At 61.0% G+C, this 23,673-nt stretch carries 23 protein-coding genes; 14 read left to right on the plus strand and 9 right to left on the minus strand.

The window, feature by feature from the left end:
* Positions 1-36: 36 nt before the first annotated feature.
* Entirely contained in the window at positions 37-1,833 is a 1,797-nt protein-coding gene (locus AC4BBN_RS19885; RefSeq protein WP_490593752.1) for an acetolactate synthase 3 catalytic subunit, read from the minus strand.
* Between the two features lie 298 nt (positions 1,834-2,131).
* On the opposite strand from AC4BBN_RS19885, the gene AC4BBN_RS19890 reads away from it, so the two are divergent.
* The 5 genes from AC4BBN_RS19890 to AC4BBN_RS19910 all read left to right on the plus strand — a co-directional run bounded on the left by AC4BBN_RS19890 (position 2,132) and on the right by AC4BBN_RS19910 (position 4,809).
* A complete protein-coding gene (locus AC4BBN_RS19890) occupies positions 2,132-2,692 on the plus strand; it encodes an RNA polymerase sigma factor (RefSeq protein ID WP_490593753.1) in 561 nt (186 codons plus the stop codon).
* On the plus strand, positions 2,689-3,129 hold the full coding sequence (locus tag AC4BBN_RS19895) for a DUF3619 family protein (protein WP_490593754.1): 441 nt from the start codon (positions 2,689-2,691) through the stop codon (positions 3,127-3,129). Before AC4BBN_RS19890 ends, AC4BBN_RS19895 begins: the two co-directional genes overlap by 4 nt.
* Before the next feature lie 133 nt (positions 3,130-3,262).
* Positions 3,263-3,850: a DUF3106 domain-containing protein gene (locus AC4BBN_RS19900; protein WP_490593755.1), complete on the plus strand. Its 588-nt coding sequence runs from the start codon at positions 3,263-3,265 to the stop codon at positions 3,848-3,850.
* The gene (locus AC4BBN_RS19905; protein WP_490593756.1) at positions 3,847-4,365 is read left to right on the plus strand and encodes an RDD family protein; all 519 of its coding nucleotides are present in this window, start codon (positions 3,847-3,849) and stop codon (positions 4,363-4,365) included. Before AC4BBN_RS19900 ends, AC4BBN_RS19905 begins: the two co-directional genes overlap by 4 nt.
* A gap of 36 nt (positions 4,366-4,401) precedes the next feature.
* The gene (locus tag AC4BBN_RS19910; RefSeq protein ID WP_490593757.1) at positions 4,402-4,809 is read left to right on the plus strand and encodes a diacylglycerol kinase; all 408 of its coding nucleotides are present in this window, start codon (positions 4,402-4,404) and stop codon (positions 4,807-4,809) included.
* 5 nt (positions 4,810-4,814) lie between these two features.
* Here AC4BBN_RS19910 and AC4BBN_RS19915 read toward each other — a convergent pair whose 3' ends face one another.
* Positions 4,815-5,153 carry a P-II family nitrogen regulator gene (locus AC4BBN_RS19915; RefSeq protein WP_490593758.1) on the minus strand — a complete coding sequence of 113 codons (339 nt, stop codon included), beginning with the start codon at positions 5,151-5,153 and terminating at the stop codon, positions 4,815-4,817.
* A gap of 26 nt (positions 5,154-5,179) precedes the next feature.
* Positions 5,180-6,844, minus strand: coding sequence for an NAD+ synthase (locus AC4BBN_RS19920; RefSeq protein WP_490593759.1), 1,665 nt, complete (start codon positions 6,842-6,844; stop codon positions 5,180-5,182).
* A gap of 45 nt (positions 6,845-6,889) precedes the next feature.
* On the opposite strand from AC4BBN_RS19920, the gene AC4BBN_RS19925 reads away from it, so the two are divergent.
* Positions 6,890-8,176, plus strand: coding sequence for a GNAT family N-acetyltransferase (locus AC4BBN_RS19925; RefSeq protein ID WP_490593760.1), 1,287 nt, complete (start codon positions 6,890-6,892; stop codon positions 8,174-8,176).
* Between the two features lie 161 nt (positions 8,177-8,337).
* Here the strand turns inward: AC4BBN_RS19925 and AC4BBN_RS19930 are convergent, their stop codons facing one another.
* Positions 8,338-9,570: a cystathionine gamma-synthase family protein gene (locus AC4BBN_RS19930; protein WP_490593761.1), complete on the minus strand. Its 1,233-nt coding sequence runs from the start codon at positions 9,568-9,570 to the stop codon at positions 8,338-8,340.
* Positions 9,571-9,751: 181 nt separating this feature from the next.
* Between AC4BBN_RS19930 and AC4BBN_RS19935 the strand changes: the two genes are divergently transcribed.
* On the plus strand, positions 9,752-11,224 hold the full coding sequence (locus tag AC4BBN_RS19935; protein ID WP_490593762.1) for an aldehyde dehydrogenase (NADP(+)): 1,473 nt from the start codon (positions 9,752-9,754) through the stop codon (positions 11,222-11,224).
* Positions 11,225-11,257: 33 nt separating this feature from the next.
* Here AC4BBN_RS19935 and AC4BBN_RS19940 read toward each other — a convergent pair whose 3' ends face one another.
* Complete coding sequence (locus tag AC4BBN_RS19940; protein WP_490593763.1) at positions 11,258-12,421, minus strand: acyl-CoA dehydrogenase family protein; 1,164 nt, start codon at positions 12,419-12,421, stop codon at positions 11,258-11,260.
* Between the two features lie 148 nt (positions 12,422-12,569).
* Between AC4BBN_RS19940 and AC4BBN_RS19945 the strand changes: the two genes are divergently transcribed.
* The gene (locus tag AC4BBN_RS19945) at positions 12,570-13,151 is read left to right on the plus strand and encodes a chromate transporter (RefSeq protein WP_490593764.1); all 582 of its coding nucleotides are present in this window, start codon (positions 12,570-12,572) and stop codon (positions 13,149-13,151) included.
* A complete protein-coding gene (locus AC4BBN_RS19950) occupies positions 13,148-13,732 on the plus strand; it encodes a chromate transporter (RefSeq protein WP_490593765.1) in 585 nt (194 codons plus the stop codon). Before AC4BBN_RS19945 ends, AC4BBN_RS19950 begins: the two co-directional genes overlap by 4 nt.
* A 209-nt stretch (positions 13,733-13,941) precedes the next feature.
* Here AC4BBN_RS19950 and AC4BBN_RS19955 read toward each other — a convergent pair whose 3' ends face one another.
* The 4 genes from AC4BBN_RS19955 to msrA all read right to left on the minus strand — a co-directional run bounded on the left by AC4BBN_RS19955 (position 13,942) and on the right by msrA (position 19,434).
* A complete protein-coding gene (locus AC4BBN_RS19955; protein WP_490593766.1) occupies positions 13,942-14,838 on the minus strand; it encodes a sterol desaturase family protein in 897 nt (298 codons plus the stop codon).
* Positions 14,839-15,519: 681 nt separating this feature from the next.
* The gene (rlmB, locus tag AC4BBN_RS19960) at positions 15,520-16,254 is read right to left on the minus strand and encodes a 23S rRNA (guanosine(2251)-2'-O)-methyltransferase RlmB (RefSeq protein WP_490593767.1); all 735 of its coding nucleotides are present in this window, start codon (positions 16,252-16,254) and stop codon (positions 15,520-15,522) included.
* A gap of 83 nt (positions 16,255-16,337) precedes the next feature.
* Positions 16,338-18,677: a YgiQ family radical SAM protein gene (locus tag AC4BBN_RS19965; protein WP_490593768.1), complete on the minus strand. Its 2,340-nt coding sequence runs from the start codon at positions 18,675-18,677 to the stop codon at positions 16,338-16,340.
* A gap of 181 nt (positions 18,678-18,858) precedes the next feature.
* Entirely contained in the window at positions 18,859-19,434 is a 576-nt protein-coding gene (gene msrA, locus AC4BBN_RS19970) for a peptide-methionine (S)-S-oxide reductase MsrA (RefSeq protein ID WP_490593769.1), read from the minus strand.
* 185 nt (positions 19,435-19,619) lie between these two features.
* Here msrA and AC4BBN_RS19975 point away from each other — a divergent pair, with 185 nt between their 5' ends.
* From AC4BBN_RS19975 to AC4BBN_RS19995, 5 genes are all read left to right on the plus strand, one after another.
* Positions 19,620-20,366, plus strand: coding sequence for a YdcF family protein (locus tag AC4BBN_RS19975; RefSeq protein WP_490593770.1), 747 nt, complete (start codon positions 19,620-19,622; stop codon positions 20,364-20,366).
* A gap of 120 nt (positions 20,367-20,486) precedes the next feature.
* Positions 20,487-21,155 carry a TetR/AcrR family transcriptional regulator gene (locus AC4BBN_RS19980; protein ID WP_490593771.1) on the plus strand — a complete coding sequence of 223 codons (669 nt, stop codon included), beginning with the start codon at positions 20,487-20,489 and terminating at the stop codon, positions 21,153-21,155.
* Between the two features lie 162 nt (positions 21,156-21,317).
* Positions 21,318-21,983 (plus strand): protein-L-isoaspartate O-methyltransferase family protein, encoded by a 666-nt coding sequence (locus AC4BBN_RS19985; RefSeq protein WP_490593772.1) that lies wholly within the window; start codon positions 21,318-21,320, stop codon positions 21,981-21,983.
* Positions 21,984-21,988: 5 nt separating this feature from the next.
* Complete coding sequence (locus AC4BBN_RS19990) at positions 21,989-22,330, plus strand: rhodanese-like domain-containing protein (protein ID WP_490593773.1); 342 nt, start codon at positions 21,989-21,991, stop codon at positions 22,328-22,330.
* 16 nt (positions 22,331-22,346) lie between these two features.
* Positions 22,347-23,669 (plus strand): TolC family outer membrane protein, encoded by a 1,323-nt coding sequence (locus AC4BBN_RS19995; protein ID WP_490593774.1) that lies wholly within the window; start codon positions 22,347-22,349, stop codon positions 23,667-23,669.
* Positions 23,670-23,673 lie beyond the last annotated feature (4 nt).

Genomic DNA, 23,673 nt, shown 5'->3' on the forward strand with positions numbered 1-23,673 from the left:
ACAAGCGCCAGAGCCGCATTTAGCTTGAAAACCTGGTTACAGATCCTCACTGCCCAGCAGCATCTCGGTGATGCCCTTGCCGGCCTGCACCATCGGGAACACGTTCTCGGTGGGGTCGGTACGGAAGTCCATGAACACCGTGCGATCCTTCAGCTTGCGGGCTTCCCGCAGTGCAGGCTCCACGTCTTCAGGGCGCTCGATGAGCATGCCGACGTGGCCATAGGCCTCAGCTAGTTTGACAAAGTTGGGCAAGGCATCCATGTAGCTGCTGCTGTAACGGCCGGCGTACTCCACCTCTTGCCACTGTCGCACCATGCCCAGGTAACGGTTGTTCAGAGAGCAAATCTTGATCGGCGTGTTGTACTGCAGGCAGGTCGATAGCTCCTGGATACACATCTGCACCGAGCCTTCGCCGGTGATGCAGAACACTTCGCTGTCGGGCTTAGCTAGCTTCACGCCCATAGCATAGGGAATGCCCACGCCCATGGTGCCCAGGCCACCGGAATTGATCCAGCGACGAGGCTCGTCAAAGCGGTAGTACTGCGCGGCCCACATCTGGTGCTGACCTACATCGGAAGTAATGTAAGTATCGGCATCCTTGGTCATATTCCACAGGGTTTCGACCACGTACTGAGGCTTGATCACATCGCTGGAGCCCATGCTGTACTTCAGGCACTTGCGGTTGCGCCAGCCTTCGATGGTGTCCCACCAGCCACCCAAAGCATCGGCATCTGGCTTGGTGCCAGCTTCCTTGATCATAGCGATGAGCTCAGTCAGCACTTCCTTCACGTCGCCAACGATGGGCACATCGACCTTGACGCGCTTGGAAATGCTTGAGGGATCGATGTCGATGTGGATGATCTTGCGCTCAACCTGGGCGAAATGCTTGGTATTGCCGATCACACGGTCGTCAAAACGGGCACCGACAGCCAGCAGCACGTCGCAGTGCTGCATCGCGTTATTGGCTTCGATGGTGCCGTGCATGCCCAGCATTCCGAGGAATTTCTTGTCGCTAGCCGGGTACGCACCCAAGCCCATCAAGGTATTGGTGCAGGGATAACCCAGCATGTCCACCAAGGTGCGCAATTCCTGCGAGGCATTGCTCAGCAAAACGCCGCCGCCGGTATAGATATACGGGCGCTTAGCCGCCAACAGCAGCTGCAAGGCCTTGCGGATCTGGCCACCGTGGCCTTTGCGCACCGGGTTATACGAGCGCATGGCGACAGTTTCGGGGTAGCCGTGGTAAGGCGTCTTCTTGAAGGAGACGTCTTTCGGGATGTCCACGACCACAGGGCCGGGGCGACCGGTGCGGGCAATGTGGAAGGCCTTCTTCATGGTTTCCGCCAGATCGCGCACGTCCTTCACCAGGAAGTTGTGTTTGACGATGGGGCGGGTGATGCCGACGGTATCGCACTCCTGGAACGCGTCCAAGCCAATCGCGTGGGTCGGCACTTGGCCGCTGATGATCACCATCGGAATACTGTCCATGTAAGCCGTGGCGATACCTGTAACTGCATTCGTCAGACCCGGACCGGACGTAACCAGCGCCACGCCCACATCACCGGTCGCACGCGCATAACCGTCGGCAGCGTGCACCGCAGCCTGCTCATGGCGCACCAGCACATGTTGGATAGTGTCTTGTTTGTAGAACGCGTCGTAAATGTACAGAACGGCACCGCCGGGGTAACCCCAGATGTGCTTGACGTTCTCGGCCTGGAGGCATTTCACCAGAACCTCTGCACCCATCAGCTCTTGGGTGGTAGTACGCGGGGTGTTTTGTGCGGCGGTAGACGCTGCGGCCGCCGAATTGATTTCGGCTTTTGACATTTCCATGATGAACCTTTGTGAATTTCTCTAACGAAATACCTTGGGTGCTTCTTCACGAACTCTTTTGGAGACGTGTTGAAACTTAAGACCAAAGCCATGGGTGGGCTGCTTGCACCACCGAACCATGATCCGTTTGCGTTTTACTTGCGCCTTAGATTATGTCACTGTGCAACGCACAAAATCCATAAAACCCAAGAAAATACGACCCCAATGCCATAATATCGTCCGACAAGCCCTTTCTCGGTGCAGATTTCCCCATCGAGAGTCCACTGCCTTTACCAAACGTCCTCCAGACCCGATCTTCTTGGCTACCGAACGCGAACTCTCTGATTTCCTCAAAGGCGTCGAAAAACGGGCGTTCAAGCGCTCGATGTACCACGTGCGCAACGAGGAATCTGCGCTGGACATAGTGCAAGACAGCATGATGAAATTGGCTGAACACTATGGTGACAAGCCGGCAGAAGAACTGCCCATGCTGTTTCAACGGATTCTGTCCAACTGCACCCTAGACTGGTTTCGCCGCCAAAAAACCAGAAACACGCTTTTCTCAAACATGAGCGACTTCGAGTCTGGCGATGGCGAGTTCGATCTATTGGAGACCTTCGAGTTATCCGACAGCTCCGAACAAACAGAAAGTGCAGAAGACTCCACCCGCCGGGCACAAGTTTTGCGCGAAATCGACGCGCAGGTTCAAGAACTCCCAGCGCGTCAACGAGAAGCGTTCCTCATGCGTTACTGGGAGGAAATGGATGTTGCGGAAACCGCCAGCGCCATGGGCTGCTCAGAAGGCAGCGTAAAAACCCATTGCTCCCGCGCGGTTCAATCGCTCAGCAAAGCACTCAAGGCACGAGGAATATTTTTATGACACAGTCGCTCGCACACCGCACGCTTTCTGCGGAAGACCGTTTTGCCCTCAAGCTCACGGCACGCCTGTCTGAAGGCAGCAGCGAACTGCCACACGATATTTCCGAGCGCCTTCGTGTCGCCCGTATGCAGGCCCTGGCCAAGCGCAAGGTAGCGCCGTCCATCCGCACGGCTACCGTAGTATTGGGCCAAGGCGGCAGCGCAACCCTGAGTATGGGCAACGAAAACCCTGGCTGGTGGAGCCGACTTGCCTCTGCGGTACCAATTTTTGCGCTGGTCGTTGGCATGCTTACCATTTACGTTGTGCAAAACGATAACCGCACCGACGAACTGGCCGAAGTGGACTCCGCCCTGCTGACGGACGACCTACCCACTGCGGCCTACACTGACCCTGGATTTGTAGAGTTCCTCAAAACCAGCCGAGACACAAGCCAATAACCCGGACCAGATACGGATGTTCCTTTCGAGCAACGGTCAATTTCTCTCGCTGCAAGCTTGCGCGGCTGTGGCGAGCTTGTGTCTCGCGGGCTGTTGGGCTCTATCTGGACCCGCAGAGGCGCAGGTCGCCAATATGGTCAATGGGCCGGCGTCCATTCCTCTGGGTGTCACGGCAAAATCCGAACTTCGGCCGCTATGGAAGGAGCTTACGCCCGCCCAGCAAGAAGCGCTCAAGCCCCTGGCACTGCACTGGAACGACATCAGCGAGCCCCAAAAGCGCAAATGGCTGGCCTTGTCGGCAAATTACGGAAAGATGAATGACACCGAGCGGGCCAATCTGCATGAACGTATGCTCGACTGGGGTTCGCTCAGCGTGGCCGAACGCAGCCGTGCACGCCTGAATTTCGCCGAAGCCAAACGCCTGACGCCCTCCGAGAAAAAGGCAAAGTGGGAGGCCTACCAAACTCTGTCTGCGGAGGAAAAAAACCAGCTGGCCAAACAAGCGCCCGCCAAACTGCCAGGTGCAGCCACTGCGGTGCGCCCTGTTTCTCCGCAAAAACTGGTGGCAGTTCCGCCTGCTCGCAAAGACGTGGTCAAAAACCAAAGCATCGCGACGGAAGCACACCAGATCGACCCCAAAACCCTACTCCCACTGGCTCTGCAACGCGTAGAACTGAGTAATCCGGCTGGATCCCCCCCCGCCAAAACAACAGCCCAATGACACCGCCTGCCTCGGTGCTGGGTGGCGGCACACTCACGGCGCCCAGCTTGCGCCGGCGCATGGCCTGTTGGCTGTACGAAGGCATGCTGATGTTCGGCGTAGTGTTCATAGCAGGCTATTTGTTCAGCACACTCAGCCAAACCCGCAACGCGATGGACAACCGTGGCGCCCAGCAAGCCTTTTTGTTTGTCATATTCGGCATCTACTTCACCTGGTTCTGGTCTAAAGGTCAAACGCTGGCCATGAAAACCTGGCACATGCGGGTCGTAGACAAAAACGGTGCAGCCATCACACAGCGCCGGGCATTTGTGCGCTATCTGTGTAGCTGGTTGTGGTTCTTGCCACCTCTGGTGGCGCTGGCGCCATTTGAGATTTCAGTGCAGGAAAAAATGCTGGTGTTCTTCGGCTGGATTGCCGTTTGGGCAGTTCTGAGTCGCTTCCACCCGCAACGCCAGTTCTGGCACGACGCACTGGCCGGCACCCGCCTGGTCGCCTCCCAGCCTTTAAGCCGCTAAAGCCGTTCCCGGCTGCGGCTCGGCGACAATCAGGCCATGTCCTCTTCACCCATGCACTCCGAAGCCAACCCCCAAAAATCCCGCACCGGCCTAAGCCGCATCTGGCACGCTGCGGGCTATTCAATCGCAGGTTTGCGCGCGGGCTGGCACGAAACAGCTTTTCGCCAAGAAGCCATCGCCGCCATAGTGCTGATTCCAACGGCAGCCTGGCTGGCCAATAGCTGGGTGGAGTTCTCGTTGCTGGCAGGTTCCATCGTCATGGTGATGGTGGTGGAACTGCTGAATACGGGGATTGAAACCGCCATCGACCGCATCGGCCCGGAATGGCATTCGCTGTCCAAACGCGCCAAGGATATGGGCAGCGCGGCCGTGCTGCTGAGTCTGCTGATGACCATTGCCATTTGGGGCATGGCGCTGGCCCAGCGCTTCACGGCTTGGATCTAACTGCTTTAGACCGCAGCTTCGTCCTGTTCGCCGGTACGAATGCGCACCACGCGCTCCACGCTGGTGACGAAAATCTTGCCGTCACCGATCTTGCCGGTGCGGGCTGCGCGCACGATGGCGTCCACACAGCGGTCCACGTCGTCGGTTTTAACCACGACTTCGACCTTCACCTTGGGCAGAAAGTCCACCACGTATTCAGCGCCACGGTAGAGCTCGGTATGGCCTTTTTGGCGACCAAAGCCCTTGACCTCGGTCACCGTCAGGCCGGTCACGCCACATTCAGCCAGTGCTTCGCGGACTTCTTCGAGCTTGAACGGTTTCAGAATGGCGGTAATTTGTTTCATGGTTTTCTCGCTATAGAGTGGAAAAGTTAAGCCCGGAAGCTGCTGGTAATAGGATAGCGCCAATCTTTACCAAAGCTGCGGTGGGTCACGCGAATTCCCACTGGAGATTGGCGGCGTTTGTATTCATTGATCTTGATGAGCCGGGTTACGCGCTCCACATCGGCGCGCTCAAAGCCGGCAGCGATGATGGCCTCCAGGCTTTGGTCGTTCTCCATATAGCGCTCCAGAATCGCGTCCAGCACTTCGTAAGGAGGCAGGCTGTCCTGGTCGGTCTGGTCGGCGCGCAGCTCGGCGCTGGGTGGGCGAGTGATGATGCGCTCCGGGATCGGGTTGCTGCCGGTGCCATAAGGGTCGTTGGCATTGCGCCAGCGCGCCAAGGCGAACACCAAAGTCTTGGCCACGTCCTTGATGACGGCAAAGCCGCCGGCCATATCGCCGTACAGCGTGCAATAGCCGGTGGCCATTTCACTCTTGTTGCCGGTGGTGACCACGATGCTGCCGAACTTGTTGCTCATGGCCATCAACAACGTGCCTCGGATGCGGGCCTGGATGTTTTCTTCAGTTGTGTCCTCCGCCCGGCCCACAAAATGCGGCGCCAGCGAGGCCTTGAAGGCCTCGAACTCGGGCAGGATGGAGATTTCGTCGTACTGCACGCCCACGCGTGAAGCCATCTCACGGGCGTCGATCCAGGAAATATCGGCGGTATAGGGTGACGGCATCATCACCGTGCGCACACGCTCCTTGCCTAGCGCGTCCACCGCGATGGCCAGCACCAGGGCCGAATCGATACCACCCGACAAGCCCAGCAGCACGCCAGGGAAGCGGTTCTTGCCCACATAGTCGCGTAGACCCAGCACCAGCGCGTCCCACAAGTCGGCATGCAGGCTACGCTCGGGCACTAGGCTTGCTTCCAATTTGACAGCTGCCTGCGCAGATACTGCCTGCACGTAGAACAGATTTTCCTTGAATGCCGGGGCGTGGCCGCTGAGCGTGCCGTCGGCATCCACGCAGAAGGAATTGCCGTCGAACACCACCTCGTCCTGCCCGCCCACGATGTGGGCGTAGACCAGCGGCAAGCCGGTAGCGCGTGCCCGGTCGGCCATGCGCAGCACCCGCTCGCCGCCCTTACCCACATGGAATGGCGAGGCGTTGATGACGGCCAGCAGCTCGGCTCCGGCCTGCTTGGCCAGCGCGGCGGGCTCGTCGAACCAGGCGTCTTCGCAGATCAGCAGGCCAACTTTCACGCCCTCCACCTCGAACACGCAGACGCCATGCCCGGGCGTGAAATAGCGGCGCTCGTCGAACACCTGGTAATTCGGCAGCTCGCGCTTGGCGTAGGTGGCCAGCACCTGGCCTTCGCGTAGCACGCTGGCCGCATTGAAGCGGCGCTGCACGGCGACGGACTTGGTGCGGTCATCACCGCCGCTGGGGTGGCCGACCACCACCACCAGGTCTTTTAACCCGGCCAGCTCGCGGGCCACTGTTTTCACGGCATCATCGCAAGCAGCGGTGAAGGCCGGGCGCAGGAACAAATCCTCGGCGGCGTAGCCGCAAATCGAGAGTTCCGGCGTCAACACCAGGCGCGCGCCTTCTGCATAGGCGGTGCGTGCCGCATCGATGATTTTTTGCGCGTTGCCGGCCAGGTCGCCGACGACAAAATTGAGCTGGGCAACACAGAGTTTGAGAGTCATGGAAACAAAAAATACGGTGGCAGCAGCAGGCCTGCGGGGTGGGAAATGAGTTCGGTTGATTATGTCATCCGGGTACTCGACTCGCCGCTGCAGCTACCTGCGGCAGACTGGAACGGACTGCTGGCTATGCAGGCCGACGCCAGCCCCTTCATGCGCTGGGAATACCTGGCCGCGCTGCACCAAAGCGGCAGCGCCCTGCCCGCTACCGGCTGGACGCTGCAGCTCATCACGCTCTGGCGCGGCGACACGCTGCACGCGGCCACCGCGCTGTACCTGAAAAGCCACTCCTATGGCGAATACGTGTTCGACTGGGCATGGGCCAGCGCCTACCAGCAGCACGGAGTGCCCTACTACCCCAAGGCCGTGATCGCCGTGCCCTTCACCCCCGTACCCGGCGCACGCCTGCTGGCGCGTGACCCAGGCGCGCGAGCCACCCTAATGAAAGCCACGGTTGCCTGGTGCGAGGAGCAAGGCCTGTCCTCTTTGCACATGCTGTTTGCGAACCCGGACGACGTGGCGGCGGCGCAAGATGCCAAGCTGATGCTGCGCCACGCAGTGCAGTTTCACTGGACCAATAGAGCCACCACGCTCGGCACTGGCGTGTGCTCCCTGCCCCCCGAGGGGGAGCGTTTAGCCTTGGGGCGGCCCGGCGGCGAAACCGTGCTCGGCTACCGCGACTTCGAAGACTTTCTCGCCTCACTGGCGCAAGACAAGCGCAAGAAGATCCGCCAGGAGCGGCGCAAAGTGACCGACGCGGGCGTCCGCTTTCGCTGGGCGCGCGGGCGCGACATCACGCCGCAGGACTGGGACTTTTTCTACCGCTGTTATGAGCGCACCTATTACGAGCACGGCAACGCACCCTACCTGAGCCGCGACTTCTTCCAGCGCATGGCCGACACCATGCCGGAGAACTGGGTGCTGTTTGTGGCGGAACGCGAACTCGATGGCGTCGCCAAGCCTGTTGCTACAAGTTTAATAGCTATTAGCGCAGATATTGATTGCGCTAGCGGCCTAAAAAGCCCACAAGATTTGGTTGCCTATGGCCGCTACTGGGGCGCCCTGGAGCGGGTGGACTGCCTGCACTTTGAGGCCTGCTACTACCAGCCGCTGCAGTGGTGCATAGAGCACGGCGTGTCTCGCTTCGAAGGTGGCGCCCAGGGCGAGCACAAAATGGCCCGCGCCCTGCTCCCGGTCAAAACCACCAGCGCCCACTGGCTGGCCCACCCGGCATTTGCCGACGCGGTGGAGCGTTTCCTGGAACGCGAAGGCGCTGGCATCACGGACTACCTGGGCGAGCTGGCCCAACGCAGTCCGCTCAGGCAAGAAGGTTAGGCGACGCTGGATAAGTTTCCGCGAGGCTGCGCGCCCTGGATCGGGATGGGCAGCAAGGCGCAGACCGCAGACATAGCTTGGGCTATGGCGAGGATTTGCAACGCAGCAGACCGCCCGAGGCCAGGGATGCGCAGACCGCGAGAGACTTGTTCAGCGTTGCCTCAAGGCAAGGCCTGCGCAAAGTCGGCCAGCAGGTCGGCTGCGTCTTCCAGGCCCACCGACAGGCGGATCAAGCCATCGGCAATGCCCATCTGGGCCCGTACCTCGGCACCGGCCTCCCAGAAAATAGTGGGGGCCACCGGGATGATCAGCGTGCGGGTGTCGCCCAGGCCCGTAGCCTTAACCGGCAGCTGAAGCCGGTTGATGAAGGCCAGGCAGGCATCGGCATCGGCCAGTTCGAACGACAGCAACCACGAGCCAGCGCTGAAGTGCTGCTGCGCCACGGCGTACTGGGGGTGCGACTCCAATTGAGGGTAGAACACCTTGACCACCGCTGGGTGGGCTTCCAGAAAGCGGGCCAGCTCCAGGGCGGTCGCGCTGGTCTGGGCCACGCGCAGGGCCAAGGTTTCGGCGCCCACAGAAATGCTATGCGCCTGCTCAGACGACAGCGATGCCCCCATGTCGCGCAGGCCCTTTTTCCGAATCTGCGCCAAACCCCACTGCCGCGCATCGCCCTTGCGGTACGCCGGGAAAATATTCGGATAAGCCGACCAGTCAAACAAACCAGTATCCGTGACTGCGCCGCCCAGCGCCGTACCATGACCGGCAATGGTCTTGGTGAGTGAATTCACCACCAGGCTGGCATCCACGGTTCGGGGCTGAAACAGCGCGGGCGAGGTAATGGTGTTGTCCACCACGTACACCAAGCCCTTGCTGCGGCACAGCGCGCCGATGGGCGCCAGGTCGGGAATCTGGGTGCCGGGGTTGGCAATGGTTTCGACGAAGACCATGCGGGTATTCGGCTGCACAGCGGCTTCCACATGGGCCACATCGGTGGCGTCCACCGTGGTGACCTCAATGCCCAGGCTGCGCAGCGTGCCGAAAATGCTGTTGGTATTGCCGAACACATAACGGCTGGCCACCAGGTGGTCACCCGACTTCAACAGCGTCAAAAATATCGCCGCGATGGCACCCATGCCTGTGGCAAAGCAGATCGAGCCCAGGCCGCCTTCCATGCGGGTGAGCTTGGCCTCCAGCGCCGCTGTGGTGGGCGTGCCCTGGCGGGCGTAGTTGAAGCCGCCCTTGAGCGTGCCCTGGAACACGCCAATCAGGTCTTCAACCTTGTCAAACCCGTACTGCACCGAGGTGTGGATGGGCTTGTGCACCCCTCCGTGTTCCACGCCCATGGCCTTGTCGCCGTGCACGATGGTGGTGGTAAATCCTTGCGTAGCCATGCTCATTTCCTTGAATTCATATCAGTGACGGCAATTAAATCATCCCTACGGGGGTATCCAGACAGCCCGCTAATTGCCTATGCCGGTGTACATTTTGCCTTCGCGGCCATGTCACTCTGCTTCGGCCCCTCCGTGCACCTTTCTGCACCTTTTTGCAACTTCTAGCCCCCATCACCACACCATGCTGCAATCCGTAGACGCCCGCACCGGCTCCCCCGTCGGCGCACAATTTCCTGAATCCACTCCCGCCGAAATCGACCAAGCCGTAGCCGCTGCCGTGGCCGTGGCCGACGCCTTCGCCGCCACCTCGGCCGCCCAACGCGCCAGCCTGCTGCGCGCCCTGGCCGTCTCACTGGAAGGCAGCCGTGAAAGCCTGGTGGCGCTGGCGGACCGGGAAACCGGTTTGGGCCTACCGCGCCTGAACGGCGAGCTGGACCGCACGGCCTTCCAATTGCGCGGCTTTGCCGATGTGCTGGACCAAGGCATTGCGCACGCCGTGGTGGATGACCCTGCCGTGGCAGGCGCCCCGCCTGTAGGCCGCCCCCGCCTGGCCAAGGTCCGCGTGCCCGTGGGCCCGGTCGCCATGTTCTCGGCCAGCAACTTCCCGTTTGCGTTCTCGGTACTCGGTGGAGACACCGCTGCAGCACTGGCCGCCGGCTGCCCGGTGGTCGTCAAAGGCCACCCTGCTCACCCTGAGCTGACCCGCCAAACTGTGGCTTTAGCGCAAGGCGTGGTCGCAGCCGAAGGCCTGCCGGCGGGTGTATTCGGCCTGGTGCAAGGCGGCTCCATCGCTGTCGGTGTACATCTAGCGCAGGCGCCCGGCATCGCCGCAATTGCCTTCACCGGCTCGTTCAAGGGCGGCACAGCGCTGGCCAAGATTGCCGCAGACCGGCCACGCCCCGTGCCGTTCTATGGCGAGCTGGGCTCGGTCAACCCGCTGGTGGTCTTGCCCGCAGCGGCGGAAAAGAATGGCGCCGAGCTGGCCAACACGCTGGCTGGCTCCATCTGCCTGGGTGCAGGCCAGTTCTGCACCAGCCCGGGCGTGATCGTGGTCCAGAAGGATGCCGCATCCGATGCCTTCGTTGCCGCGTTTGCGCAGGCGCTGCAAGCCTTGCAGCCACACACCATGTTGTCCGGCGCAATCCGCTCCACCTTCGACAAGGGCGTGGCCCGCTGGAAGAGCACGGCCAGCCTGAAGCCCCTGGTGGACGGTAGCGCCGAAGCGTCGGCCCCTCCCCGCCCATTCCTGGCCGAGGTGCAGGCAGCGGACTTCATTGCCGACCACCAGTTGCACGAAGAAGTGTTTGGTTCGGCTGCCCTGGTCGTCCGTACCGCCTCGGTGGAAGAAACCCTGGCCGTGCTGCGCGCTATCGGCGGTTCGCTGACCGTGACGCTGTGGGGCGCAGAGACCGAAAGCGAAACCACCCGCAACCTGGTGCGCGCGGCCACGCAAATCGCTGGCCGGGTGCTGTTCGCAGGTGTTCCCACCGGTGTGGCCGTTACCGCGGCCCAGCACCATGGCGGCCCCTTCCCCGCGTCGACACAACCCTTCACCACCTCGGTAGGCTATGCCGCGCTGGACCGCTTCCTGCGCCCAGTGGCTTTGCAGGACGCACCGGACTGGCTGGTCGCTCGCAAGGGCGTGCCTTGCTAGGTCGGGACTAGCAAGTAAACGATCGCTGGGCGGCTACACGCTGCCCAGCCCCATGGACCGGGTGATCACTTCCTTCATGATCTCGTTGGTGCCACCGTAGATGCGCTGCACCCGGGCATCGGCATAGGCCCGGGTAATCGGGTATTCCCACATATAGCCGTAGCCGCCATAAAGCTGTACGCAGGCGTCCATCACCTTGCATTGCAAATCTGTGGCCCAGTACTTAGCCATGCTGGCGGTGGCGGTGTCCAAGCTGTCCTTCAGCAGCAGCTCGATGCAGCGGTCCACAAACACCTGGGCAATCTGCACCTCGGTCTGCAGCTCCGCCAACACAAACCGGGTGTTCTGGAACCCGGACAAAGGCTGGCCAAAGACCCGGCGCTCCTTCACATACGCCACCGTGCCCTCGATCGCCGACTGCGCGGCTGCCACGGCCGTGATGGCGATTTGCAGGCGCTCCCAGGGCAGCTGCTCCATCAGACAAACAAAACCATGGTTCTCCAAGGCCGGCCCGCCCAGCAATTGCTCTGGTGCAAGGCGTACATGGTCAAAGAATAGCTCAGCCGTGTCCTGCGCCTTCAGGCCCAGCTTCTTCAAACGTTTGCCCGGCGCAAAACCAGGCATGCCGCGCTCAACCAGAAACAGGCTCGTACCTTTGCCACCTGCCGTTGGATTGGTTTTAGCGGCCACCAGCACCAGATCGGCGTGCCAGCCATTGGTAATGAAGGTCTTGCTGCCATTCAACACATAGCTGCCATCGGCCTGGCGCAAGGCTGTGCACTGCATGCCTTGCAAGTCCGAGCCCGCTGCCGGCTCACTCATGGCGATGGCTCCCACCATGGCGCCGCTGGCCATGGCCGGCAGGTATTTGTGCTGCTGGGCCGGTGTACCGTAGTGCAGCAGGTAGGGCGCCACGATCTCGCTGTGCAGGGTGTAGCCAATGCCGGTAGTGCCGGCCCGCGCCAGCTCTTCCATCTGCACAACCGAATACAGCCTGTCGGCACCAGCGCCACCGCATGCCTCGGGCATGGAGGGGCACAAAAAGCCCTGCTCCCCGGCCTTATTCCACACGGCTCGGTCCACATAACCTTGCTCTTCCCACTGCGCATGGAAAGGCACGATCTCCCGGGCGATGAACTTCTGGAAACTAGCCCGGAAAGTCTGGTGGTCTGAGCTGAAAAGTGTGCGTTCTATCATGCTCTCTAATTTGATATATTTGATACAAAAGAGAAAAATACTACTTTGCAATGTACCCCAGGCCCGCCAAACCCTGGGCCGCCACTTCCTCCATTTGGGTGAAAAGAATCTGCCGGATAGGCCTCAAACGGGTCGTCATAATGGTGCGATGAGCACCTCTCACGCACCCGCCCCCGACCGTCCAAAGCCCCGATCCCCCACAGATTTGTTTCTGTCCTTCACCTGGCTGGCACTGCAAGGTTTTGGCGGAGTTCTGGCCGTGGTGCAGCATGAGTTGGTAGAGAAAAAGCGCTGGCTGACGACCGAGGAGTTCGTTGAAGACTGGGCTGTGGCGCAGATCATGCCCGGCCCCAACGTGGTCAATTTGTCCATCATGATTGGCGACCGCCACTTCGGCCTGCGTGGCGCCATGGCGGCGTTGGCCGGCATGCTGACGATGCCGCTGCTAGCGGTGCTGGCACTTGCCCTGGCATACACCCAGTACGCGCATTACCCCCAGGTAGTGGGAGCGCTTCGCGGCATGGGCGCGGTGGCAGCGGGTTTGATCACGGCGGCCGGTCTGCGCCTGCTTCCTGCGTTGCGACGGCATGCGCTGGGTATCCCGGTGTGCGCAGCCCTGGCCGTGGCCTGCTTCATCGCGGTGGGCCTGCTGCGCTTCCCGCTCGCCTACGCGCTGCCCAGCCTGGGTGGCTTGGCCTACCTGCTGACCTACCGCAAGCTCAAGCCATGAACACCTTGCACGCCATCAGCATGCAGGCCCAGGATTGGCTAAACCTGTTCCTGCATTTCGTATCACTGTCCTTGCTGGCGGTGGGCGGCGCCATCACGACCGTACCGGATATGCACCGCTACCTGGTAGACCAGCAAAACTGGTTGACCAATGAACAATTCAACACCGCCATTGCCATCGCCCAGGCCGCGCCTGGGCCCAATGTGCTGTTCGTCGCCCTGTTCGGCTGGAACGTGGGCCTGAACGCCGGCGGCGGCTGGAGTGCACTGCTGGGCATGACCTGCACCATGCTGGGCCTGCTGCTACCCAGCACCATACTCACCAGCGTATCCACCCGCTGGGGCCACCGTAACCGCGAATTGCGTGCGGTGCGCGCCTTCAAACAAGGCATGGCGCCCATCGTGATTGCGTTAATGGTGGCCACAGGCTGGGTGCTTTCATCGGCACAGCACGGCCCGCGTGGAGACTGGAATCTGTGGCTGCTGACTGCCGTGTCGGCAATCATCATGTGGCGCACCCGACTGCATCTTTTGTGGTTGCTGGGCGTAGGCGCCATCCTGGGAGCTTCGGGCTGGGTTTGAACAGGGTAAGGGGCCCAGGTTGTTAACTGCCGAAAAATTAGGCACCGCAATGTTTACCCTTTAAAAACAAGGGTTTACCCCAGTAATACAGCATTCATTCAGAGTTATCCCCAAAGTTATCCAGCGCCAACGGGGAGAACTTGCCATGTTCCATAAACAAGCCTGAATTGCTATTAATTTAATAGCTCCCTGCGCAGGTATTTTCTGCGCTAGAACCTTATTTCACGCTTAATTTCTGGCAGGAGTCGGGCCTGATACGGCCGGCCACCAGGTGGCCCGCACAGCACCGCCAGGCGCGCGCGCCAGCCCTGGGCTCGCCGCAAGGCCCGTCCCAGCTGCCACCAACCATGCAGGGCCAACCGAAAAGGGTTGTAAGTAAGCACCGGTTCAACCAAGCCGTATCGGATGGGAATATCCGCCCGCTCTTCCACAAAGGTACCGAACAAGCGGTCGAACACAATCAGCACGCCGCCGTAATTGCAGTCCAGGTATTCGGCATTGCTGCCATGGTGTACGCGGTGGTGCGACGGCGTGTTGAACACCCACTCCAACGCGCCCAACTTGGGAATCCAGGTGGCGTGTAGCCAGAACTGGTACAGCAGATTCGCCGCTAGCACGCCCGCCACGGCCATCGGTGGAAAGCCCAGCCACACCAACGGCACAAAGAACAAACCAGTACCGGTGAGCTTGCCCGTCCACCCCAATCGCAATGCCGCAGCCAGGGTCAACTGCTGGGGCGAATGGTGTACGCAGTGCGTGGCCCAGAACCAGCCCACGCGGTGTGCCGCGCGGTGGTACCAGTAGTAAAAAAACTCTTGCGCCAAAAACAGGCCGCCCACCGCCGCCACACTGGACAAACCTATATCCCCCAGCCGGTGCATGTAGGCCCACGCAAACACAGGCGCGGCCAAAGACAGACCCAACGCGTCGACCAGCCTGCGCCCCAACATATCGGCCACCGATGTGGCGTAGGCCCGCCAGTCGTAGGGCTGGTGCCGCACGAAGCATTGCACCAGGCCTTCCAGGGTGGCCGCCAGCCAGACCAACCCCAGTAGCCAAAGCAACCAGGGCAGGTATTCCGGCGCTTTGCTGAACGGCTCCAGCATCTCAGCGGCCCGCCACAGGCTGCATGGCACTCACCCAAACTAAGGTGGCCAGTACATGGCAACACATTCCGGTTCGCATACGCTGCTCCTGGGATCTTATGGATGAAGGCGGCTGGCGGCTTAACGCGCCACAGCCACGGTGCCGGTCAGCCCATTCGGGCCGGTCACCGTGGATTGTGAACCGGCGCAGCTGCGCATCATTACCCGGCTGGCGGCTTTTTCATTCGGCCCTATCCAATTAGCCGTGGCAGCGGCTCCTTCATCTGCTCTACTTCCCACCGCTTTTGCTCTGCGGTGCGTCTCATCTGCTTCATCATCTGCCTTTTGTGCGCAGCCCTACTTTGCTACTAAATTCTGAGGCGACGACTATCGTGACATGATGGGAGTGGAAAGATACGCTATTGATCAGGCTGTACGTCTTCGCACGGCTCCTGATGCAATCAATAGGATGGGGGTCATAAAACAGGCTGAGTCTCCTGCTTATTCTTGTATTGCCCACCACCTGCGGCAACCATTTTTTATGCTGAGCCCCACATCTTCTTTAATGGATGTTAGTGACACGCATATTTAAAATGTAAAGAATAACTGACTGCGCGCAGCTTCAGCCCCTTTTCAGCTAGGGGCAAGCCCGCAGTCGGGCGCAGAATGACACGCTTTTGTGTGGTATCTCGCCCGTTTGGGCTACAAGCGCTGGCGCAAGGCCTCATAAAGGCAGACGCCGCTGGCCACCGACACATTCAGGCTTTCTACCGCGCCCGCCATGGGGATGCCGACCAACTCGTCGCAAGTCTTGCGCGTCAGCTGGCGCATGCCGTCGCCTTCGTTGCCCAGCACCAAAGCCACCGGGCCCTTCAGGTCCACCTGGTACAAAGTCTTGGGCGCGTTGTCGCTGGTGCCTATGCACCAGATGCTGCGCTCTTTCAGCTCACCCAAAGTGCGCGCCAGGTTGGTCACCATGAAGTAAGGCACGGTCTCGGCTGCACCGCTGGCCACCTTGGCTACCGTGGCGTTGATGCCGGCGGCGTGGTCCTTGGGAGCGATAACGGCATGGGCACCGGCGCCGTCGGCCACGCGCAGGCAAGCACCCAGGTTGTGCGGATCGGTCACGCCGTCCAGCACCAGCAGCAGTGCGGGTTCAGTCAGGCTGTCGAGCAGGTCGTCCAGCGAATGCACCTGCGGAATATGCTCCACGCGAGCCGCCACACCCTGGTGGCCGTGGCTGCCGCAGAGCTTGGCCAGGCGCAGGCTATCACCTTCAATCAGGCGAGCACCAGCTTCATTGGCCTTTTCCAGGAACTGGCGCATGCGCGCGTCACGCCGGGTGGGCTCGTAGTAAATCTCGATGATGGACTGGGGTGCGGTTTTCAGGCGCACGCCAACGGCGTGAAAGCCGAAAAGAACTTTGGGAGAAGACATGAGGAGATTGCTACGTTATTTATAGCTGCCAGCGCAGGTGAATTCTGCGCCAGCAGCGGTTTTTTCTTAAAACTTCTACAGGTTCAGCGTGGCTTGCGCGCCACCTTGCGAACCGGCGCCTTACCGGATCCGTTGTCGCGCGGCGGCAGGCCAGTGTGCTGCGTCAGCAACCGGCCCTTGGTCACCGGCGAGGACTTGGTCACCACAGTCGAATTCTTCTTGCGCGCGCTCTCATAGCCGCCATCGGTCATGGGCTGATAGGTCGGAATCAGATGGTGCTTGCCGTTTCCGATCAGGTCGGCGCGGCCCATGGCCTTCAGCGCATCGCGCAGCAGCGGCCAGTTGTTGGCATCGTGGTAGCGCAAAAAGGCCTTGTGCAGCCGGCGGCGGCGGTCGCCACGCACGATGTCCACGGTTTCGCTGTCGCGGGTAATTTTGCGCAGCGGGTTGCGGCCGCTGTGGTACATCGTGGTGGCCGTGGCCATGGGCGACGGATAGAAAGTCTGCACCTGGTCGGCGCGGAATCCGTTTTTCTTCAGCCACAGCGCCAGGTTCATCATGTCTTCGTCTGTCGTCCCTGGATGGGCCGCGATGAAGTACGGTATGAGGTACTGCTTTTTGCCGACCTCGGCGCTGAACTTTTCAAACAACTGTTTGAACTTGTCATAACTGCCGATACCGGGCTTCATCATTTTGGACAGCGGGCCCTGCTCGGTGTGCTCTGGCGCAATCTTGAGATAACCACCCACGTGGTGCTGTACCAGCTCTTTCACGTACTCAGGGCTTTGCACAGCCAGGTCGTAGCGCAGGCCAGAGCCAATCAAGATCTTCTTGATGCCCTTCAATGCCCGGGCACGGCGGTAGATTTTGATCAGCGGGTCGTGGTTGGTGCCCAGGTTCGAGCAGATGCCGGGGTAGACGCAGCTGGGCTTGCGGCAGGCGGCTTCGATCTCGGGGCTCTTGCAGCCGAGTCGGTACATATTTGCCGTGGGTCCGCCCAGGTCAGAGATGGTGCCGGTGAAGCCCTTGACCTTGTCGCGGATGTCTTCGACCTCTTTGATGATCGATTCTTCAGAGCGGCTCTGGATGATCCGGCCCTCGTGCTCGGTGATCGAACAGAAGGTGCAGCCGCCAAAACAGCCGCGCATGATGTTCACGCTGAAGCGAATCATTTCCCAGGCTGGAATCTTGGTGGCGCCGTCATGGCTGCCGTTCTCGTCGGCATAAGCGGGGTGCGGGCTGCGGGCGTACGGCAGGTCGAACACTGCGTCCATCTCGGCCGTGGTCAGCGGAATGGGAGGCGGGTTAATCCACACGTCGCGGGCCGTCACGCCTTCGCCGTGGGCTTGCACCAGCGCACGGGCATTACCTGGGTTGGTTTCCAGGTGCAGCACGCGGTTGGCGTGGGCGTAGAGCACAGGGTCGGCCTTGACCTGCTCAAAGGATGGCAGGCGGATCACCGAGCGTTCGCGCGGCGGCACCTTTATCTTGGCCAACTCTCGGGCTTGTGACCGGGCCAGCGCATCGCCCAGCGAAGGGCTCATCTTCACCACAGATTCGGCGGGTACTCCCTGCGGATTGGCGTCGTCCTTCGAGCAGGTCGCACCCTGCTCTGCCGCTTGTTCGGACGTAGTCTGGTAAGGGTTGATGTGCGATTCGACGCGGCCCGGCGTATCTACCGAGGTGGAATTGATCTCGATCCAGTCGCGCCCGGTCGGGTCGTCACTGCGGCGGATGAAGGCCGTGCCGCGCACGTCGGTAATGCTTTGCACGGGCTCCTTGGAAGCCAGACGGTGGGCCACTTCGACGATAGCGCGCTCGGCATTCCCGTAGAGCAACAGATCGCACTTGGCATCGACCACCACGCTGCGGCGCACCTTGTCAGACCAGTAGTCATAGTGCGCGATGCGGCGCAGAGAGCCTTCTATGCCGCCCAGGACGATGGGCACGTCTTTGTAAGCTTCGCGGCAGCGCTGGCTGTAGACGATGGCCGCACGATCCGGGCGCTTGCCGCCGATGTCGCCGGGGGTGTAGGCGTCGTCGCTGCGGATCTTGCGGTCCGCTGTGTAGCGGTTGATCATCGAATCCATATTGCCGGACGTGACGCCGAAGAACAGATTCGGTTTGCCCAGGGCCTTGAACGGGTCGGCGCTTTGCCAATCAGGCTGGGCGATGATGCCGACGCGAAAGCCCTGCATCTCCAACATGCGGCCGATCACAGACATGCCGAAGCTGGGGTGGTCCACGTAGGCGTCACCGGTGACAATGATCACGTCGCAGCTGTCCCAGCCCAACACATCCATCTCGGCACGGCTCATGGGCAGGAATTTGGAGGTGCCAAAGCGCGCCGCCCAGTACTTGCGGTAGCTGGTCAGCGGTTTGGCGGCGCGCGCGAAAAAGGAAACGTCGACGGGGGCGTTCATGCAAAACTTTGTGGGGATTAACCCGCGATTTTAAGGGCTGAGGCCCCGTTACGCACCCAGCCACACATAAGGCCCCAAGTCCCCCTACATGGACCTTGGGGTACAGCGCCGCAAACTCACACAAGAAAACCGGCACTAGCGCATATAGAAGCTACGCCATCCGCTCCTATAAATATAGCAATCAGCCTTTAGCCAGGCGACTGAAGGTCTTGCGGAATTTCTCCACCTTGGGTGCAGCCACCATCAGGCAGTAACCCTGGCTGGGGTGCTTTTCAAAGTAGTCCTGGTGGTATTCCTCGGCGGGCCAGTAGTTGGCCAGAGGCAGCACCTCGGTGACCACGGGGTGGCGGTAGGTCTTGCTGTCATGGACCTCACGCAGCACGGACTGCACCACTTCCTGCTGGTCGGGTGAGTTCACGTAAATGCCGCTACGGTACTGAGTGCCTACGTCATGGCCTTGCTGGTTCAGGGTGGTCGGGTCATGGATCACGAAGAAGATTTCCAGAATCTCACGCAGGCTGATCTGGGCCGGGTCAAACTCCAGCTTGACCACTTCGGCATGGCCGGTCTGGCCGCTGCACACGGCCTCGTAACTGGGGTTATGCGTCGTGCCGTTGCAGTAGCCGCTTTCTACATCGGTAATGCCGCGCACCTGGACGAACACGGCTTCGGTGCACCAGAAACAACCACCGCCCAAGGTAATGGACTCACTTTGGACGGCACTGGACGAGGATGTGGAGGAAGGCGAATTTTGCATAAGCTACTTTGTACACCGATTCGACATCGTACGACTTGTACACTCGCCCTGCCCCCTGTCCCAGCCTGGAAACTGCCCGTCTTTTTACAAACAAAAACATAGTTTAGCGCAGGTAATACCTGCGCCAGCAGCTATCGATATAAGAGCAAATGAATCCTAGTGAACTTAAGCCCATACTGACTGCTTTGGCCATCCCCCCAGCCGGGCCTTTGCTGCTGGCGGCGCTGGCCTGCGTGCTGGCGCAGCGGCGCAAATGGCTGGGCCGGGGCATCGCCGTACTGGCCCTGGTGGGTTTGTGGCTGCTGAGCTGCAATGCGGTAGCGGTCTGGCTGGCGCAAAACCTGTTGCCGCAGGTCGCTGCCATTCCGCCCGCCACGGCGGCCAGCTATCTCCAGGAACGTCACGTCCAAGCGATTGTGGTGCTGGGCGGTGGCGTGCAGCCCAGCGCGCCCGAATACGGTGCGGCCCAGCCCTCGGCCCAAACCGCTGCGCGGCTGCGCTACGGCGTCTGGCTGGCGCGCCGATCCGGTCTGCCACTGGCATTTGCTGGTGGCGTGGGCTGGGCCAATAGCGGCAGCAGCGTCTTGTCGGAAGGCGATGTAGCCAAGACCATGGTGTCGCAGGAACTGGGCAGCAACCTGCGCTGGGTGGACGACCAATCCCGCGACACGGTGGAAAACGCGCAGCAGATGCAGCGGCTGCTGGCGCGTGACGGCGTGCAGCGCATCGCCCTGGTGACCCACGCCTGGCATATGCCGCGCGCTGTCCAGGCCTTCGAGCGCGCCGGCTTGCAGGTCTTGCCAGCGCCCACCGGCTTTACCCTGCCGCAGCAGCGCGAACTGCTGGAATGGCTGCCCTCTGGCAGCGGCCTGCAGTCCTCGCGTGAGATCCTGCGGGAATGGCTTGGCATGCAGGTTGCTGGACGCGTCTAGGTACTGCGCATCGTTGCGGGAACAAATACCGCATGCATAGACCCAAGCCCAGCCAGAACAACCCGAACGTTGACGCCGTATCGGCAACGGGCTATATTAATAACCAGCCAGTCAGTAAAAATGTCCCCTAGCTTAGAGTCCCCGCCCACGCCACAGCCCGCCAAACGTGCGCGGCGCAAAGAAGCGCGCCCGGGCGAACTGCTGGCTGCGGCGCTGGACATCTTTGTTGAAAAGGGTTTTGCCGCAACCCGGGTGGAAGAAGTTGCCCTGCGCGCCGGGGTTTCCAAAGGCACGCTGTTTCTGTACTTTGCCAGTAAAGAAGAGCTGTTCAAGGCGGTTGTACGGCAAAGCCTGACCAGCCACTTCCACGAACTGAACGGCGAAGTGGATGGCTTCACTGGCAGCATCGCCAGCCTGCTGGAGCATGGCATGCTGACCTGGTGGGAACGCGTGGGTCGCACCAAAGCCGCAGGCATCAGCCGCCTGATGCTGCTGGAAGCGCACAACTTTCCGGAAATGGCCGCTTTCTACCAGGACGAAGTGGTCCACCCTTACCAAAATCTGGTGCGCAAAATACTGCAGCGCGGCGTGGAAAGTGGTGAATTCGCGCCGCTCAACCTGGACCTGGCAACCTACAGCGTGACCGCGCCATTGATATTCATGTCGGTTGGCCAACGCGCTGACGGCAGCCACCCTTGCACCCAGAAGCCGTTCACTCCCGAGGAGTACATTGCCTCGCAGGTGCGCATCACGCTCAACGGGCTGCTTGCCCGCCCCGAGCAGTCCTGAGCCGCTAGCCCATGAACCCTGAGCCGCTGCAGTACACCTCGCCGCCTGAGCCGGGCAGGGCCAGGCAGGGCCGGAAAGTAAATGCCCCAGCTGCCTGCCGAACCCACCTGATTCCCCCCCTAAAATCTACGGCTTACTTCGCCTTCGCCACAAAGAACCACCATGACCACCACCGTCCAGATTGAAAAACTACGCTTCAACATGATCGAGCAGCAAATCCGTCCCTGGGATGTGCTGGACGCCTCGATCCTGGCTCTGTTGTCTGTCGTCAAGCGCGAAAAATTTCTTCCGCCCGAACACCAGACCTATGCCTTCGTTGACATGGAAGCGCCCCTGCCCGGCGGCCAATGCATGCTGTCGCCCAAGGTTGAGGCCCGCGCCCTGCAAGATCTGAAAATCCAGAAGAATGAAAAAGTGCTGGAGATCGGCACCGGCTCCGGCTACATGGCCGCCCTGCTGGGCGCCTGCGCGCAAGGCGTGCTATCCCTGGAAATCTTGCCGGAACTGGCCAGCCTGGCCCGTAAGAACCTGCGTGACGCCGGAGTGCACAATGTAGAAGTACGCCAGGCCGACGGCGCCCAGGGCGCGGCCAGCGATGGACCTTTTGATGTCATCGTGCTCAGCGGCTCCGTAGCTTCGGTGCCCGAGGTACTGAAAGCCCAGCTCAAAGTGGGCGGCCGCCTGTTTGCCATCGTGGGCCAAGACCCGGTGATGCAGGCCAATTTCATCACCCGTACCAGCAGCACCAGCTACCAGACCACCACCCCCTGGGATATCGTCGCCCCCCGTCTGGCGAACTTCCCCGAACCTTCGAAGTTCCAGTTCTAAACCCCATGCTCGACCAGATCACCCCCGCCCAACTGGCCCAGTGGCTGCAAAGCCTCCCCCCCACGGCAAAGCCGGTTGTGCTGGATGTAAGGGAGCCCTGGGAATGGCAGACCGCCAGCGTGCAGGCCGAGGGCTTTAGCCTGGTGACCTTGCCCATGGGCGAAATCCCGGCACGCCTGGCGGAGCTGGACCCCACGCAACCCGTGGCCTGCCTGTGCCACCATGGCGCGCGCAGCCAGCGGGTCGCCATGTATTTGCTGCAGAGCGGATTCGAGCAGGTCGTAAACATAGCTGGCGGCATCGACGCATGGTCGCAACAGCTGGATACCCGTGTGCCCCGGTACTGACATGACAAGGAAGAACATGCAACGTTTCCCGTTCGGCGCGCTCGCTTTGGCGGTGGCTGTCGTTTTTGCCTGCACTGCCCATGCGCAGAGCCTGCAGGAGCTGTATGACTCTGCCCGCGCCACGGATGCGACCTACCAGTCGGCCAAGGCGCAGTACGACGCCAATCTGGCCAAGGCCGACCAGGCCAAAGCAGGCATCTTGCCCACCGCAGGCCTGTCCGCCGGACTGAACCGCAGCATGCTCGACAGCGTAAACCCCACGCTGGACAAGGACTACACCACCCAGACAGCGGCCCTCAGCGGCACGCAGCCACTGTACCGCCCCGCCAACTGGATCACTTATGAGCAGGGCAAGAAGTCGGTAGAAGTCGCCCAGGCACAACTGGTTGTGGCCGAACAAGACCTGGTGGTGCGCGTGGCGCAAGCCTACTTCGACGTCTTGGCCGCGAGCGACACCCTGGCCTTTGTACGTGCCCAGAAGACCGCTGTGGCGGAGCAACTGGCTTCTGCCAAGCGCAACTTCGAAGTGGGCACGGCCACCATCACCGATACCCGCGAAGCCCAGGCCCGATTCGACTTGGCCCGCTCGCAAGAGATCGCGGCGGAGAACGACCTGCTGGTGAAAAAAATAGCGCTGGACACCATCGTCGGCAAAACCAATGCCCAGCCCACGCCACTGGCCCAGCCCGCTGTCCTGCCCAGCGTAGAAGAAGCCGATGTTTACAAATGGGTGAGCCAGGCCGAAGGCGCCAGCCCGAATGTGCAACAAGCCCTGGTAGCCCTGGACGTAGCCCGCCTGGAAACCCAGAAGGCCAAGGCCGGCAATCTGCCCACCCTGGACCTGACGGCAGCCTACAACGTCAACCGCTACCCCAACGGCACCTCCAGCCTGCCGTCCAACTCGCGCAACAACACTGCCGTGGTGGGCCTGAGCCTGACCATTCCGTTGTTTGCTGGCTATTCCGTTCAGAACCGCATACGCGAGACCTTGTCGTTGGAAGACAAGGCCCAGGCCGACCTGGATGCAACCCGCCGTGCGGTCACGCAATCCACCCGCACTGCGTTCTACGGTGTGCTGTCCGGCCTGGCCCAGGTCAAGGCCCTCGAAGCCGCTGAAAGCTCCAGTCAGATCGCGCTGGACGCCAACAAGCTGGGCTACCAGGTCGGCGTGCGTATCAATATCGACGTGCTGAACTCGCAAAGCCAGCTGTACCAGACCAAACAGAGCCTGGCCCAGGCCCGCTACAACGTGCTGGTGGGTTCGCTCAAGCTGCGCCAAGCCAGCGGCAGCCTGAAGCCGGAAGACCTGCAGACGGTGAACGCACTACTGGCCCGCTAAAACC

It is taken from the genome of Rhodoferax sp. SPJ21, from assembly GCF_058216335.1.

Excerpts from the sequence above, each read along its gene's own strand:
- AC4BBN_RS19885 (WP_490593752.1), bottom strand. The coding sequence starts at position 1,833 with ATGGAAATGTCAAAAGCCGAAATCAATTCGGCGGCCGCAGCGTCTACC.
- AC4BBN_RS19895 (WP_490593754.1), top strand. The coding sequence starts at position 2,689 with ATGACACAGTCGCTCGCACACCGCACGCTTTCTGCGGAAGACCGTTTT.
- AC4BBN_RS19900 (WP_490593755.1), top strand. The coding sequence starts at position 3,263 with ATGGTCAATGGGCCGGCGTCCATTCCTCTGGGTGTCACGGCAAAATCC.
- AC4BBN_RS19905 (WP_490593756.1), top strand. The coding sequence starts at position 3,847 with ATGACACCGCCTGCCTCGGTGCTGGGTGGCGGCACACTCACGGCGCCC.
- AC4BBN_RS19910 (WP_490593757.1), top strand. The coding sequence starts at position 4,402 with ATGTCCTCTTCACCCATGCACTCCGAAGCCAACCCCCAAAAATCCCGC.
- AC4BBN_RS19915 (WP_490593758.1), bottom strand. The coding sequence starts at position 5,153 with ATGAAACAAATTACCGCCATTCTGAAACCGTTCAAGCTCGAAGAAGTC.
- AC4BBN_RS19920 (WP_490593759.1), bottom strand. The coding sequence starts at position 6,844 with ATGACTCTCAAACTCTGTGTTGCCCAGCTCAATTTTGTCGTCGGCGAC.
- AC4BBN_RS19925 (WP_490593760.1), top strand. The coding sequence starts at position 6,890 with ATGAGTTCGGTTGATTATGTCATCCGGGTACTCGACTCGCCGCTGCAG.
- AC4BBN_RS19930 (WP_490593761.1), bottom strand. The coding sequence starts at position 9,570 with ATGGCTACGCAAGGATTTACCACCACCATCGTGCACGGCGACAAGGCC.
- AC4BBN_RS19935 (WP_490593762.1), top strand. The coding sequence starts at position 9,752 with ATGCTGCAATCCGTAGACGCCCGCACCGGCTCCCCCGTCGGCGCACAA.
- AC4BBN_RS19940 (WP_490593763.1), bottom strand. The coding sequence starts at position 12,421 with ATGATAGAACGCACACTTTTCAGCTCAGACCACCAGACTTTCCGGGCT.
- AC4BBN_RS19945 (WP_490593764.1), top strand. The coding sequence starts at position 12,570 with ATGAGCACCTCTCACGCACCCGCCCCCGACCGTCCAAAGCCCCGATCC.
- AC4BBN_RS19950 (WP_490593765.1), top strand. The coding sequence starts at position 13,148 with ATGAACACCTTGCACGCCATCAGCATGCAGGCCCAGGATTGGCTAAAC.
- AC4BBN_RS19955 (WP_490593766.1), bottom strand. The coding sequence starts at position 14,838 with ATGCTGGAGCCGTTCAGCAAAGCGCCGGAATACCTGCCCTGGTTGCTT.
- rlmB (WP_490593767.1), bottom strand. The coding sequence starts at position 16,254 with ATGTCTTCTCCCAAAGTTCTTTTCGGCTTTCACGCCGTTGGCGTGCGC.
- AC4BBN_RS19965 (WP_490593768.1), bottom strand. The coding sequence starts at position 18,677 with ATGAACGCCCCCGTCGACGTTTCCTTTTTCGCGCGCGCCGCCAAACCG.
- msrA (WP_490593769.1), bottom strand. The coding sequence starts at position 19,434 with ATGCAAAATTCGCCTTCCTCCACATCCTCGTCCAGTGCCGTCCAAAGT.
- AC4BBN_RS19980 (WP_490593771.1), top strand. The coding sequence starts at position 20,487 with ATGTCCCCTAGCTTAGAGTCCCCGCCCACGCCACAGCCCGCCAAACGT.
- AC4BBN_RS19985 (WP_490593772.1), top strand. The coding sequence starts at position 21,318 with ATGACCACCACCGTCCAGATTGAAAAACTACGCTTCAACATGATCGAG.
- AC4BBN_RS19990 (WP_490593773.1), top strand. The coding sequence starts at position 21,989 with ATGCTCGACCAGATCACCCCCGCCCAACTGGCCCAGTGGCTGCAAAGC.
- AC4BBN_RS19995 (WP_490593774.1), top strand. The coding sequence starts at position 22,347 with ATGCAACGTTTCCCGTTCGGCGCGCTCGCTTTGGCGGTGGCTGTCGTT.